The organism is Shewanella sp. MMG014 (assembly GCF_018100775.1).
GTDB classification, from domain to species: Bacteria; Pseudomonadota; Gammaproteobacteria; order Enterobacterales; family Shewanellaceae; genus Shewanella; species Shewanella japonica.
Genome location: NZ_JAGJDZ010000042.1, coordinates 1 through 326, shown reverse-complemented (window position 1 = coordinate 326; position 326 = coordinate 1). Strand labels below are relative to the sequence as shown.

Genomic DNA, 326 nt, shown 5'->3' with positions numbered 1-326 from the left:
CCTTCACCCTTATGAGTTTGGGTTTTCAGCACTGTGCGGGTTTTATGAGCAGGTAGTGAGTAAGGTGTTAAATTAGCACTGTGAAATGTGCGCCCAGTGATAATAGGCTGGTCAGGGTCGCCCTCTAAGAAGCTCACTATCACTTCATGACCAATACGTGGCACTGCCATCATACCGTATTGTCCACCTGCCCACCCTTGACTCACTCGCACCCAGCAACTGGAGTGCTCGTTACTCTCGCCATATCTATCCCAAGGAAATTGCACTTTGACTCGGCCATACTCATCACAAAATATCTCTTCATTTTCAGGACCAACAACAATGGC

1 protein-coding gene is annotated in these 326 nt (G+C 47.9%); it reads right to left on the bottom strand.

The window, feature by feature from the left end; genetic code table 11:
- Positions 1–326: type VI secretion system tip protein TssI/VgrG (tssI, locus tag J8L86_RS21045; RefSeq protein ID WP_211031457.1), on the bottom strand; the 326-nt coding region annotated here is incomplete at both ends.